General features: G+C 42.3%; 13 protein-coding genes. 9 read left to right on the top strand and 4 right to left on the bottom strand.

Translation table 11 applies throughout. The annotated features are described in order from the left end of the window. Positions 1-14 precede the first annotated feature (14 nt). From BLT41_RS11305 to BLT41_RS11280, 6 genes are read left to right on the top strand one after another with little or no spacing between them, the layout of a single operon-like run. Positions 15-1,169, top strand: a complete 1,155-nt coding sequence (locus BLT41_RS11305) for a 4Fe-4S dicluster domain-containing protein (protein ID WP_092161182.1) — start codon at positions 15-17, stop codon at positions 1,167-1,169. Positions 1,170-1,171: 2 nt separating this feature from the next. Beyond that, complete coding sequence (locus tag BLT41_RS11300) at positions 1,172-2,146, top strand: RnfABCDGE type electron transport complex subunit D (protein ID WP_092161180.1); 975 nt, start codon at positions 1,172-1,174, stop codon at positions 2,144-2,146. 3 nt (positions 2,147-2,149) lie between these two features. Next, complete coding sequence (gene rnfG, locus BLT41_RS11295) at positions 2,150-2,737, top strand: RnfABCDGE type electron transport complex subunit G (RefSeq protein WP_092161178.1); 588 nt, start codon at positions 2,150-2,152, stop codon at positions 2,735-2,737. Between the two features lie 2 nt (positions 2,738-2,739). Next, positions 2,740-3,405 (top strand): electron transport complex subunit RsxE, encoded by a 666-nt coding sequence (rsxE, locus tag BLT41_RS11290; protein WP_092161177.1) that lies wholly within the window; start codon positions 2,740-2,742, stop codon positions 3,403-3,405. A gap of 32 nt (positions 3,406-3,437) precedes the next feature. Next, positions 3,438-4,016: an electron transport complex protein RnfA gene (locus tag BLT41_RS11285; RefSeq protein ID WP_092161175.1), complete on the top strand. Its 579-nt coding sequence runs from the start codon at positions 3,438-3,440 to the stop codon at positions 4,014-4,016. Positions 4,017-4,044: 28 nt separating this feature from the next. Then, positions 4,045-6,153 carry an FAD-dependent oxidoreductase gene (locus tag BLT41_RS11280; RefSeq protein ID WP_092161173.1) on the top strand — a complete coding sequence of 703 codons (2,109 nt, stop codon included), beginning with the start codon at positions 4,045-4,047 and terminating at the stop codon, positions 6,151-6,153. A gap of 94 nt (positions 6,154-6,247) precedes the next feature. Here BLT41_RS11280 and BLT41_RS11275 read toward each other — a convergent pair whose 3' ends face one another. After that, complete coding sequence (locus tag BLT41_RS11275) at positions 6,248-6,697, bottom strand: hypothetical protein (RefSeq protein WP_244512255.1); 450 nt, start codon at positions 6,695-6,697, stop codon at positions 6,248-6,250. 355 nt (positions 6,698-7,052) lie between these two features. Between BLT41_RS11275 and BLT41_RS11270 the strand changes: the two genes are divergently transcribed. Together BLT41_RS11270 and BLT41_RS11265 are read left to right on the top strand one after the other, a co-directional pair. After that, positions 7,053-8,051 carry a hypothetical protein gene (locus BLT41_RS11270; RefSeq protein WP_092161169.1) on the top strand — a complete coding sequence of 333 codons (999 nt, stop codon included), beginning with the start codon at positions 7,053-7,055 and terminating at the stop codon, positions 8,049-8,051. A 124-nt stretch (positions 8,052-8,175) separates the two neighbouring features. Beyond that, positions 8,176-8,391 (top strand): FmdB family zinc ribbon protein, encoded by a 216-nt coding sequence (locus BLT41_RS11265; RefSeq protein WP_092161167.1) that lies wholly within the window; start codon positions 8,176-8,178, stop codon positions 8,389-8,391. A 68-nt stretch (positions 8,392-8,459) separates the two neighbouring features. Here BLT41_RS11265 and BLT41_RS11260 read toward each other — a convergent pair whose 3' ends face one another. Continuing rightward, entirely contained in the window at positions 8,460-9,197 is a 738-nt protein-coding gene (locus BLT41_RS11260; RefSeq protein ID WP_092161165.1) for an MBL fold metallo-hydrolase, read from the bottom strand. Between the two features lie 12 nt (positions 9,198-9,209). After that, positions 9,210-10,442: a murein transglycosylase A gene (gene mltA, locus BLT41_RS11255; protein ID WP_092161163.1), complete on the bottom strand. Its 1,233-nt coding sequence runs from the start codon at positions 10,440-10,442 to the stop codon at positions 9,210-9,212. A gap of 110 nt (positions 10,443-10,552) precedes the next feature. On the opposite strand from mltA, the gene BLT41_RS11250 reads away from it, so the two are divergent. Continuing rightward, positions 10,553-12,199 carry a bifunctional metallophosphatase/5'-nucleotidase gene (locus BLT41_RS11250; protein ID WP_092161161.1) on the top strand — a complete coding sequence of 549 codons (1,647 nt, stop codon included), beginning with the start codon at positions 10,553-10,555 and terminating at the stop codon, positions 12,197-12,199. Between the two features lie 33 nt (positions 12,200-12,232). Here BLT41_RS11250 and BLT41_RS11245 read toward each other — a convergent pair whose 3' ends face one another. After that, complete coding sequence (locus BLT41_RS11245; RefSeq protein ID WP_092161159.1) at positions 12,233-13,327, bottom strand: AI-2E family transporter; 1,095 nt, start codon at positions 13,325-13,327, stop codon at positions 12,233-12,235. Positions 13,328-13,407 lie beyond the last annotated feature (80 nt).

Here is a 13,407-nt window from a genome sequence, read left to right as displayed (position 1 = left end):
CGGATACATTTATAATGAACCCTATTTTTTCACTTACCCCATCAGACCGTGGTCCGGTACTGAAAATAAGAGAACAGAACCTGAGTTCCGCGCTATTGATTTCTTTGGAAATTACAGAGCTGACACCGCTTGTCGGGAAAGAAGAACTTGTTGCTAAAGGACAGAAGGTTGCCAGCGATCCTCAAAACAGGCTTCCAAGCGTACATTCTTCTGTTTCAGGAAAAGTGCTGGATATAAAAAAAGATTTTATCCTCATTGAAGAAGAAGGTGAACGGGTTGCAGCGCCGTTAACACTCGACAATTCGGACAGCTCTTCTATGCTCAGCTACCTGAGAGATGCAGGAATTGATGTTAGCGGACTCAAGCAAGGATGCACCCTGATCATCAACACTGTTCCGGCAGAAGCCGGAATTGATGGACATAGATTTTTAATCGAAGAATTTAATCATATAATGAGTGAAGGGTTGGATTTCCTTAAAGAAGCCCTTTCACCGAAAGCATCAGCCATAGCCGTGCCGCAAGGCATGCCATGGACTCTGCCCGGATGCACAGGATATGAAATAAAACCTGTATATCCTAACGGCTTAGCACCTATGGTTGTTAAAGCTGTGACAGGTAAAGAGATGCCTTCCGGCGTTTCCGTAATTGATGCTGCGACTCTATATAGAATCGGCCGGACGGTTCACGGTAAACAGCCTGTCACTGAAATTATGGTCAAAGTCGGAAACACACTTTTTCAAACTCCTGTCGGCACAACGGTAAAACTGCTCACCAGCAAAGCAGGATTCAAGTTATCTGACGGCGACAGAGTTGTTCTGGGTGGACCTTTATCAGGAAGAGCTGTTTATTCATTGAACCACGGAATCCCTGCCGACACACAGGGAGTAACCGTCATTGCCGGAAGCAATACCCCTGTAGCAAAAGATTCCCCCTGCCTCGGATGCGGCGAATGTGTCATTAAATGTCCGGCAAGACTGATGCCGAACATGATCTCACGTCACGCGGAATTCGGCCTTTTTGAAAATACTCAGGCATACTTCATTGCCTCATGTTTTGAATGCGGACTTTGCGCTTATTGGTGCACGGCTCAGCGGCCCTTGCTACAATATATACGATTGGCCAAAAAAGAACTTTTCAGCAAACCGATACTTGAAGACCTTCGGAAATAAATATGAAACCGATAAGCGGATCTCCAGTTTTAACTGTTTCCAGTGCTCCCCACATTCATTGCGGGCGAACCATTAAAGGAACATCTCTTGAAATGTTGCTGGCTTTATTGCCGGCAGCAGCCTTTGCTATTTGGCATAGCAACATACTTGCATTCAGGGTTCTCGCCCTGTCGTGCGTGGTTGCGGTAATAACAGAAGCAATCTGCCTGCATCTCATGAAGCGTGAAATTGAATCTGACAACTACACAGCTCTACTGTGCGGGCTGATGTTCGGTTTTCTCATGTCGCCATGCAGTCCATGGTGGCTAATAGCCGCCGGCAGCTCCTTTTCTATCATATTAGGAAGGATGGTATTCGGAGGATTAGGCGGAGGACCTCTCTGCGCCCCGCTTGTGGGCTGGGCAATCTGCAAAGTGTCATGGCCTGAGCTTATGGACTTTGACATGACAATGCTGGGATCAGAACTGACCTACCCGCTAAGTCAGCTTAAAAACTTCGGACCGGAAACACTGAGTCAATATTCCTTAAAATCATTACTTCTGGGTTTTCAACTTGGTGGATCAGGGGCAGCACAATCTGGAGCAATACTTCTTGGTGGCCTATATCTGCTAAGCCGGAAAATTATCCGTCCCGATATCCCGCTCGCGTTTGTAGCAGGGGTAACTCTCACCGCCGCTACTTTTTATGCAATTTCACCCCTTGATTACGCTTCACCGATTTATCACCTGTTATGCGGATCCACTCTGTTCGGCGCATTCTTCCTTGCAACCGACAGCTCTTCTTCCCCCGTTGGTCATATCCCTATGATCGCATACGGGTTTACTGCCGGAATACTGGTCATAATCATAAGGGTTTACGGAGTTTATCCTGATGGGGTTCCGTTTGCCATACTTCTGGCAAACCTTGCATCGCCACTATTTGAAAAAATCAGGCCCACCCCTTTCGGCGGAATAACCAATATCCATTTGCAGAGATAAAATATGAATGAAACCTTAAAAATGATCGTGGTTCTTTCACTCATATGCGGCTTGTCCGGGTTTACCCTTGCAAGCCTGAAAGATGCCACCAACGACAAAATCGAAGAACAGGTAATGACCTACGTTCAAGGCCCTGCTATAAGTAATGTTCTAATCGGATTTGACAATTCTCCGGTTAAAGATCGTAAAAAATTTGATATTCCGGGTACGGATAAACAAGTTACTGTTTTCCCTGCCATTAAAGACGGTAAACTCTTCGGAGTCGCTCTTGAATCCGCAGCAAAAGGCTACGGCGGAAATGTCGGTGTAATGGTCGGCTTCAATATTGACGGAGTTAATCTTTCAGGCATCGGTATCACCACCATGAAAGAAACGCCCGGTATCGGAGCAAGAGTTGCCAAACACGGATTCACGAAACAATTCAGAGGCCACCCTGCATCCGTAGAACTGTCATCTAAAGGCGGAGACATTGACGGCATTGCCGGAGCAACGATTTCATCAACGGCATCAGTTGAAGCCGTAAAAAAAGCAATTAATATTTTTGCTCAAATAAAACCGCAAATTACTGCGGCTTGGATAAAGGGATCTTAATCATGAGTAGATTATGGAAAGAATTTTCTAAAGGATTATGGAAAGACCTACCGCCTTTTAAAATAGTATTAGGCCTGTGTCCGGTATTGGCTGTTACTAAAACGGCGGATAATGGATTCGGCATGGGGCTGGCGGTAATTTTCGTACTGACCCTTTCAAATGTTTTTGTTTCGGCTGTCAGAAAAATTATTCCGCCCAAAGTGCGTATTGCCTGTTTCATTGTTATAGCAGCATCACTCGTTGTTGTGGTTGAGCTGCTGATGCAGGCATATGCCTACCCGCTCTATCAACAACTAGGTATTTTCGTGCCGCTCATTGTTGTTAACTGTATCATCCTCGGGCGCGCGGAAGCTTTTGCCTCAAAAAACACAATACTTCTTTCCGCTGCGGATGGATTAGGAATGGGACTCGGGTTCACCATGTCCCTGACTCTTCTCGGCGGTCTGCGCGAACTTTTCGGATATGGTACTCTTTTCGGCAGTCAAATAATGCCCGAATCATTTAAGCCCTTCAGCTTTATGATCGAAGCTCCGGGTGCATTTGTCTGCCTCGGGCTCGTTCTAGCCGGAATGAATGGATTCACAAACAGCCAGAGACGTAAAAAGGGAGAGGCTGTGCTTGATAACCCAACCCACGACTGCAAAACTTGCGGTATGTGCGGACACTAAATTTCTAATTCATCCTTAAAAGGACAAAGCATATGCAAGAATATTTTCTCCTTTTTATATCAGCCATATTTGTAAACAACATTGTTCTGGCTCAATATCTCGGCAACTGCCCGTTTATCGGAACATCTAAAAAGATATCGGTTGCAATAGGTATGGGCAGCGCAGTTGTTTTTGTAGCAACAATGGCTGCTTCCATAACATGGGCAGTTCAGCAGTATCTGCTCAACCCGTTTGGTCTGCAATATCTGCAAACTCTGACTTTCATTCTGGTCATTGCCGCACTCGTTCAGTTTGTTGAAATGTTTTTGAAAAAAGTAGTCCCGCCGCTGTATAAAGCTCTCGGAATATTTTTACCGCTGATCACAACAAACTGCGCAGTCATGGGTATTGCCATCATCTGTCAGCGCGAAGAATTTACATTTGTAAAAACCGTTGCCTTTTCGTTCGCGTCAGGGCTGGGTTTCATGCTCGCGCTGATTGTTCTATCCGCAATCCGAGAAAAAATAGAAGTTTCCAGAGTTCCAAAGGCACTGCAAGGAACTCCCATAGCCCTGATAATGGCCGGTCTCATGTCTTTGGCGTTTTTTGCGTTCAAAGGGATGATAGCCTGATACCAAAAGCTTACACAGGCATAATAAAATGATAACATCATCAATACTTGTTCTTTTCGGATTAGGCTTTGTCGCTGCTGCGATTCTCGCTATGGCTTCAAAAGTTTTATACGTTAAAGAAGACCCCCGAATAGCTCAACTCGAAGATGCCCTTCCCGGCGTTAACTGCGGTGGTTGCGGCTATGCTGGTTGCGGCGGAGCTGCCCACGCTGTTGTCGAAGGCAAATCCGGATCTAATGTCTGCGTAATAGGCGGACTTGAAACAGCTCAAGCGGTCGCGGCCGTTATGGGACTTGAAGTGCTTGAAATGGAGCCGGAACTCGCCTTTAGAGACTGCACCGGAGGCAAGCGCGCCGAAGAACTGTATCATTACGAAGGAGCTGGAGATTGCCGCGCACAGGCTCTTCTTTATAAAGGAAGTAAAACATGCCCTGAAGGCTGCCTCGGACTGGGCACATGCGTAGCTGTCTGCCCGTTTGACGCAATTCATATGGGACCGGAAGGATTACCTGTCGTTGATCCGCTTGCCTGCCGATCATGCAGGAAATGTGTTGATGCCTGTCCCCGGGATGTTCTTTCCATAGTATCAATGAGCGAAAGACTCCTTCATCAAGAAGAAGTTAACGACTGCCTCGCGCCCTGTCGTCAAAAATGCCCTGGACAAATTAATATTCCGAAATATATCGAACAAGCGGGAAAAGGTGATTACGCCGGAGCAATACATACTCTGCGTGAACGCAACCCGCTCCTTCTTGTATGTGGGCGTGTCTGCCCGCGCCCCTGCGAAGCTGACTGCCGCAGAACCCATGTTGATGAACCTGTCGGAATCAATATGATCAAAAGATTTGTTGCTGACTGGGAAATGAAAAACAACCTTCGACTTGAAATTCCCTGCGCTAAAGAAACGGGACATAAAATTGCGGTTATTGGTGGCGGTCCAGCCGGACTTTCATGTGCATTCTTTTTGCGCAGACTGGGACACAGCCCGACAATTTTTGATTCCATGCCCGCTCTGGGCGGACAGCTCCGCTACGGCATCCCTGAATATAGACTTCCTAAGAAAGATTTAGATTGGGAGATTCAGGGTATTCTGGATTTAGGTATTGAAGTCCGTACAGAAATGAAATTCGGAGTAGATTTCACAACACAGAGTCTCGAAAAAGAAGGATTTGAAGCCTTCTTCATGGGACTGGGAGCATGGGCGAGCGGTAACCTCAGAATTGAAGGTGAAGAAGCCCCGGGGGTCATTAGCGGAACAGAACTCCTTACCTCGGTCGGGCTTGATAAGGCTCCCGATATCGGGAATAAAATTTTAGTTGTCGGCGGAGGTAACACTGCGATTGATACGGCACGAACGAGCATCAGACTAGGTTGTGACGTTACCATTCTGTACCGTCGTACGCGCAACGAAATGCCGGCTAATCTTGAAGAAATTGAAGGAGCCGAAGATGAAGGTGTCAAATTTTTATTTCTCACCGCTCCTACCAAAGTTATTACCGGAGAAGACGGTCACGCAACTCATCTTGAATGCATACAAATGGAGCTTGGAGAGCCTGATGAGTCAGGTCGACGCCGCCCTATACCTATTGAAGGCACGGAAACCCGCTACCCTGCCGACACCATTATCGCGGCAATCGGTCAAAAACCGGCACTTTCCTGTTTTTACTCGGAAGGTTCGGATCAATGCGATCTGGACTTCACTCGCTGGAGAACAATAAACGCCGACCCGGATACTCTGCAAACATCCGTCCCCAATGTTTTTACAGGGGGAGACCTGTTTACCGGACCGGACCTAGTTATTTCTGCAGTAGGAGCTGGACGCAGAGCTGCCCGGTCTATCCACTTTTTATTAACAACAGGCGAAATACCCGTCGCAGACAACATTATACGAAAATTAATTCCGTACACACTATTCAAAGACGTTGACGGAGTTAACCATAAAGACCGCTCAACTATGCCGTATCTTTGCGATGGCTCTCACCGGACATCAACATTCAGTGAAGTGGAAGGGGCTTTATCTGAAGAAGAACTTAAGCACGAAGCTTCACGATGTTTGAGATGCGGTCTGATATGTTATGATAGAGATATTCCACTCGCTGAGGTCGTCACTGTGAGAGTAGGAGAAAAGGTAGAATAAGAAAAAATAGATTCACGGGCGGAACAAACAAAGCATAAAAAAAGGCGCGAAGAGCAAAAGCTCTTCGCGCCTAAACTTTGAAATATCAAAGTCGTTATTTCTGGAGACCTGACTGAACGTCTTTGAGTAATTCCTGAACCTGTGCAAGTTTAGCCTGCTCTTCAGGAGTAAGCTGCTGGCTGATGTAGCCTGCTTTCTGGTTCATTTCTTCGATCATGCCGTCCATAATAATATGTCTTGTCTTCAAAGGAAGTTTTTCTAGTTCAACAATTCTGCTGTCGACAGTTGCCATCTGAGTATTCAGAGTTTCAACCTGTCCGCGAACACCCTGAAGGTCTTTAACTTCAGTGGTCAAATTGCTAAGGTTCTGATTTAAACCGTAGAAAAAGACTACGAGAAGTACAATCGCCATAAAAGATATGATGACTGCTACTTTACCCATGTCTTTCTGAGCTTTTTCGCCGATTCCAGCTGCGAAATCCTGCTCTGTTGTGTCTTCTTTTTTCTGATAATCATCAATCTGATGTACTTTTTCAGCGCTCATTTCTATTTCCTCCTGAAAGGTAATGTTAAAAACGAATGAATAATATAAGTGAAGGATTATTTCAAATCAAGAATGTATCCATATTAAAAAGATCCTTACAACCCCAAATTCGATTTATAAATCGCACAAAAGATCAAGTTCTGCAACTCCTTAACCCCATCAATTTGTTTTTACCCTCAATTTTATAATAATCTCACAGTTCATGAACATGACCTTCTTTTGACTGAATATGTTTTATTAAAAAATCTTAATTTAAACATAAATTGTCTAAACATTTGGTTCATGAATTGCAAAGGAATAGCCATACAATTAAATGCGGCAAATATTTCTCGATTAATAATTTCAGGAGCAAAACATGTTGACCTCTACAAATTCGCTGATTAGCGGAAGCGGAACAGCAGGAAGCTATTTTTCTAATATCTCGAACGACTCTTCCAAGACTGAAACTCCTCATATTTCTAAAGATTTAAGTCGAGGTCAAATCCGCAGACAACTTCAGATGCAGTTTGCGTCTCAAAGTTTTGGACTTACTTCCGACGAACAACAGCAAGTCGGTTCATATTTCTCACAGATAAACAATATCTATGGAGTGAATGACAGTGCCATGCGTGCTGGACAGGAAAAAAAATTCGGCGAACTTAAATCACAACTGGACGATCTTTACGGTCTCTCCGGTGAACCTAAAAAACTAACGGACGAAGAAAAAACCAAACTTGATGACATTCAAACTAAGTTGGATGAACTTTACGATATTCTTCCCACTAAAGACCCGCAGGGAGCAGACCGCAACAGGGCTGAAAGCCTCAAATGGGAACTCCGCAAGCTATATTATCCCGAAGGAAAAGTTTTGACATCAGCTGAAAAGAAAATGGAAACATCTATCCAGGCTGAGCTTAAAGAATTATTCGGCATCGAAGGACCTAAAACTCTGACCAGTGAAGAGCAGGTAACAGCGGATGACCTTAGAAAACAAATGGACGAAATTCTAGGTACGACTAAAAAAGAATTAACTGATGAAGAAAAAATTAAAGCTGATGGAATAATCAAAGAAATGGAAGAAATTGCCGGTAAACTTGTTACTCACGGTCTGAGTAATATAGAAAAGACTCTCTACTTCCGATTTGATGAACGCGCAGACGAACTGAACAAATTATCAAAAGAAAGACCTTTGACTGAAAAAGAACAAGAAGAGCTTAAAAAAACAAATACTAATATCAACACACTCCTTGATAAGGCAGCTAAAATACAAGAACAGCAGGATGCACAGGCTAAGCAAGTCCATTCTCAGATGAACGGTTTTTTCTCACAGATGGGATATAAAGGCGGCGGAAGTTTGCTTTCTACTCGAGTTTAAATACGAGCGGCCTTTCAATATTTTTACTTGATAAGCTTCGATTTTTTTCTTACCCATATGCCTGTTGAACAAAACAGGAGTTAATGCTCCCTTATATAAATTTTCAGGTACTAAAGGAGCGCAAATGCCCATTTTCGAATTCAAATGTAAAAAATGTGGAAAAGAATTTGATGAGTTGGTCATGCCCGGCAAAGATGTAAAAGCTGATTGTCCGGAATGCGGCAACAGTGATTGCGAAAAATTGCTTTCCAAAGGGAATGTAAGGCCTAACGGCATTCCAAAAGGTAACGGCGGATATAAACTATCTCCCTGCCATGAGTGCCAATCTAAAAATAAATAATATTTCCAAACCGATTAAGAACAAAAAAAGCCCTCTGCTGAATAAAAAGCAGAGGGCTTTCTTACAAACTAAGCACCGGACAACAAAATATCAAACGAGGCAACATCTCCGGCTCTGCGATAACTGAAACACTTGTGCGATTCTATTCCAAGCCGCTCATGAACACCTTCAAGCCACTCTGTTCGACCTAAAGCGTGAGTCGGTATAAAAAACTGAGGCTTAACTGCTTCTATTAAAAAAGGTCCTCCAGCCAAACTCTCGAGCCTTCTATCAACATTAGAAAAAACAATATGAGATCCAAACCCTGCGATTCTATCTGCCGCTTTATCAAAAAAATCTCTTGTAAACTTTTGATCTGCTTCTGACGAACTTTCCCAGTCCCAACAAGCTAAATCTCCGCCATTATAGATTTTTACACCTTCAACAGTCTCAATCATAAAAGCCACGCCTAAATCATTCGACATAAGCGTTTCAATTTTCAAATTTTCAAAAACATACTTTTGATCAGGTTCAACAACCAGAGCATTCTCAAAAAAAATATCAGGATACATTTCTTCAATGTCATCAGACAGCACAGCTTTCACGGAATTTGCGCCGCCGCACACGTCCATATAATCAGGAGCAAAATGATCCAGATGGCTGTGTGAAAAAAAAATGACAACATCACGACCGCAGACAGCCTCTTCTAAAGCTGACCGAGCACGGCTCATGCGAAATCTTTGCGCCGGAATATCAAAAACAATACTCAATTTACCGACATCAAGAACAAAACAATTATGAAAAATATATGTAATCTTAATTTTCATCTTTACTAAAAATTATTGTTCACTTTCCTCAGTCTGTCGGTTTAGAGATTCACGACTGATCGGAAGATAAAGATGGGACCACGATTTCAAGTGCCCGGCTAAAAATTCCGCATCCGGTCCTGACCCGCAAAACAGATCCACTCTGGTCCCTTTAATCGCACCGCCCCTATCTTGCGCCATCACCATTTTTGTAAAAGGCTTTTTCTTGTCAGTGCCCTCTTGTGGAAGCTTTGTCGTGAGTATAGCCAAAGACCCTAACGGTAGCACGCGACTGTCCACAGCCACACTTGCCATAGAAGTAAGGGGTGCATTCATCGCCCCGAATGGACCGACATCATCCACTCTGAAAAAGACATAGCTTGGATTGGTAATAAGCAATTCTTCAATAAGCTCCGGGTTACCCTTAAGAAAAGACCGTATGCCCTGCATACTCATTCCCTCTTTAGCCATAAGCCCTCTATTAATTAAAACTTTTCCTAATGACACATACTTTTGCCCGTTTTTTCCAGCATAAAGAATATGTTTAACACTGCCGTCAGCAAGCAATAATCGTCCCGACCCTTGAATCTGCAGAATAAAAACATCAACAAGGTCACGAACCCAAGCAACTTCCAATCCCTTATTCTGTAAAGATCCTTCAAAATCTATCGATTTTCTATCGTCGTAAGGAACAACCGAGTCTCCTTCCATTTTATAAATCAACTGTTGACCTTTCCAGCGATAATGAAATTTACCAAGGTCTAAAATCTTAAGATCCCCGGGCACTCTGTAAAGAGGATATGGATAGGCAGGATCAGGTGTCAACGAAGCTTCAAGATTCGGTTCATAATAACCAGTCAACAAAGTACGCGGAGAGAGAGCAAACCATGCAAATTTATCTCGTAAAAGCTCAGGAGAAATTTCAAGTTCAGGTAATATTTCTAACAATTCTGAATTAGTACGAGCCAACATCCCCCATGTTATTTCCATGTTGCCATATTTCACAGCAACACCGTCAGCCGGTTTTCGAGAAAGATATTTAATGTTTTCTTTAATTCCTTTTTCTAAATTAATCCAAGAATTTTCACCATCTTCTTGCGAATTCAGACGACTAAGAATAGAGTTCAGCTGTTTTTTATCAACTTCATAAAAACCCTTAACTGCTATGGGTTGTAAATCTTTTGTTGCACATCCCGCGAACAAAAAGAATACAAGTAAAACAAAAAACAATAATGCAGATCTTTTAAGAGGCATATAAAAACCCATATTCAGTTTGCTCCTGACATGATTTATTATCTAAAAGAAGAGTGGAAAATAATCTAGAAGTAACCTAGAACGAACTATAAAAAAACATTCGAAAACAAGAGGGATCATATATGCGTCCGTTAATGACACTAATATCTCTGATCACATTTATACTTCTATCGACCCCGTGCCTTGCATCAAGATGGAACCTTGTTCTCCTTACGACGTCCGGTCTGAACGGTCAGTTAATTCCGGCTTCTGAAAAAGAAGAACTTAACAATGGCAACATGCTACGTACTTTCGGAGGATTTGCAAGAATTCAAACGGTATTCGAATCTTATCGTGAAAAGTTCCCTGGCGAAACCATCACAATTGCAACAGGTGACGATTTGTTAGGTGAATCAATTCAGGAAGATCAAGGTAAAATAGTTTTCGGTGCAATGAATCTGATGGGATTTGATGTTTCGACTCTCGGCAACCATGAATTCGATCGCGGATCAAACTTTCTTGCAAAATGCCTGACAAACAAAAAATTTCCCACAGTTGTAAGCAATCTTGAAATTAATCCCAGCAACCGCCTTCTAAAACATGTAAAACCATATACAGTAATTGAACGAAATCTCGTCCGTGTCGGGTTTATGGGATTAATATTACCAAATTTAAAAATGATTTCAAATCCCGGAACAGCTACGGCAGTAAAATCTAATCTAATTGAAATCGCCCGGAGCACCGCTCTTAAATTAAAAAAAGAAGAACAAGCAAACATTATAGTTTTACTTAGCCACCTTTCTATTGAAGACCAGAAAACAATCTTGGAAGCGGTTCCTGAAATTGATATCATATGCGGCGGACAAAGCCACAAGGACATTCTACCGGGACAAGAACTTATCGCACGCGATGCTCCTACTCCCGGAATTATGGTTCAGTGTGGAGCGCGAGGCCGCTTTGTGGGTGTATTAAAGTTACAAATTGAAGATGGTTATATAAATAAACACGATTGGACAATCATTCCGGTTACCGCCAGCATTTCACCAAACAAAAAAACTTTTGACTTCATTCAAGCAAATATAAACGGACTGCAATCACCAACAGTGCTAGCGACATCCACACAGCCTCTCAATACAGAAGTTAAAGTTATCAGAATCCAAGATGTTCCTGTCGGTAAATTGGTCAGCAGCATTCTACAGGATAAATTTAAAACAGATGTTGCTTTCCAAAACAGCGGAGGAATCAGAGGTGATAAAATCATCCCTGCCGGCCCGATAAAAGCCAATGATGTCGACACGATGTTCCCGTTCGGCAACACTGTAACAATTATAAAAGTAACCGGAGAAACGCTTAAACAAGTACTTGAACGCTCCGTTCATAAGCTTCCTGAATCATCAGGAGGATATCTGCAAACCTCAGGTGTAAAGTATACTCTAGACCTAAAAGGAACTCCGCAGGAAATCACTGTCACCGAACAAGGGAAACCAATCGGGATTAGGACTAAAGGTTCAAGAATTTCAAATATTAAAATAACCGATAAATCAGGTAAATATATTCCTGTTGAGAAAGACAAAATGTACTCTGTCGCCACCAATTCATTCTTAGCAAGAGGCGGAGACGGCTACATAATGCTCAAAAACTCTAAAGATAAAGTAGAAACTTTTATAAAAATTTCAAAAGTAATTAAATCCGGACTCACAATTATGAAAAAAATTCCGGTTAATAATGAAATTACCACCCTGAATTTGGATAGAAAGCCTTTCTTCCCTACCCTGAAAACGGCAAAATAAATAAATTACTAAGTGTTTAAATGTCGCGCTGGTTTATTTTTTATTCTTTAAAACATCTTGAAATTCAAGACCATAGATATCCAGCATAACCATCAAAAAGGTAAGAATCATGGGGCCGTATAATATACCCAGCGCACCAAACGCATTAATGCCGCCAAGAATAGCAAGAAAGACATAAATAGTTGAAACCCTTGAAGCTTCTCTGACTATAATAGGTCTTAAGATTGTGTCTATTCCTGTTACAAGTATTCCGCACCAGAGCCCCAAAAAAATCGCCATATTAATTTTGCCGACAAGCAAAAGATAAACAAGTGCCGGAACCCATATCAAGCCAGTTCCAAGAACCGGAATAAGTGATGTAAAGCCCATCATAGCACCCCAGAAAAGGGCCGGAATACCCACAATGGCAAGGCCGATGCCACCGACAACACCTTGAAGAATCGCGATAAACAAACTGCCTAAAAGAACAGACTTTGAAACTTTACGCAGACTTGTGAAGATAAAATCTTCCTGTTCGGCTCTTAACGGCGAAAGATATTTAACTCTGGTGATAAACCTTACTCCGTCTTTTAAAAACGAAAAAACCAGAAAAGTCATAATAAAAAATTGAGCTACAAGTCCTGCCATGTTCCCTGCGAGCCAAGTGCCGGAAGTAAACATGGATTGCCCGAAAGTTTTTGAGTATTCAATGGCTTTAGTTTTTATATCATTCGAATTTAAATCAAGAAAAGGAAGTTTATCTTCAATCCATTTCAAATAAAAATCATATTTATCGGTATCCATGAGCTTTGACAGATCTGCATGCTTCAACCAGTTATTGATGCCTGAAATTGAATCCACCCCCTGCCCGATCAAACCCAAAAAGAAAATCAAAGCAGGTATAATAATGGCAAAAACAATAATACACACTGTCAAAAACGCGGCTAAAGAAGTACGCCCCTTCACCATTGTGCGGATTCGTTGACTTATTGGATAAAAAAGTACTGAAAGAGTAATTGAAATAATAATTGTATTAAAAAAGGGCTTTGCAACAGAATACCCCAAAGAAATTGCTGTTGCTAAGAGCAAAACCAGAAACAATGTATAAATGATAGGAGATTTTGATGCTTCTTTCTCAGAAGGAGCCATAGAGTAATCCTTGTAACAATTATTAACGCTTATAGATAATTAGGAAAAATTAAGAATATTTTAGCAAGTTAAAATAAAAT

The organism is Maridesulfovibrio ferrireducens, from assembly GCF_900101105.1.
Taxonomy (GTDB): Bacteria; Desulfobacterota; Desulfovibrionia; order Desulfovibrionales; family Desulfovibrionaceae; genus Maridesulfovibrio; species Maridesulfovibrio ferrireducens.
The sequence above is the reverse complement of the archived record's forward strand: the minus strand, read 5'-3'. Positions and strand labels throughout refer to the sequence as shown.